This window comes from Salinicola socius (assembly GCF_001937195.1).
Lineage (GTDB): Bacteria > Pseudomonadota > Gammaproteobacteria > Pseudomonadales > Halomonadaceae > Salinicola > Salinicola socius.
Genome location: NZ_MSDO01000103.1, coordinates 1 through 424 on the forward strand (window position 1 = coordinate 1; position 424 = coordinate 424).

1 protein-coding gene is annotated in these 424 nt (G+C 66.3%); it reads left to right on the top strand.

The window, feature by feature from the left end:
* A partial coding sequence (locus BTW07_RS19050; RefSeq protein WP_167369296.1) for an Ig-like domain-containing protein occupies positions 1-424 on the top strand: 424 nt, incomplete at both ends.

Sequence of the window (424 nt, forward strand, 5' to 3'; positions counted from 1 at the left end):
TCGGCCCAGGGCGTGCTGGCCAACGACAGCGATGTCGACGGCGGCACGCTGAGTGTCAGCGCGGTCAACGGCGTAACAGGTAGCGTGGGGCAGGCCATCACCGGCTCCAACGGTGGGACCTTTACCCTTAACGCCGACGGCTCCTACAGCTTCAATCCGGGCACGGCGTTCGATCGCCTGGCCGCGGGTCAGACCGACAAGACGCAGATCAGCTACACCGTCAGCGATGGCCAGGGCGGCACCGCCACCTCGACGCTGACCGTAACGGTGACCGGCACCAACGATGCACCGGTCGCTCAGGCAGGCACGGCCACGACGGAAGAGAACACGCTGCTGACCGGTCAGGTCCCGGCGGCATCGGATGTCGATGGGACGATCGCCGGTTACGACCTGGCGACGGATGTCGGCACCGGCAATGGTTCAT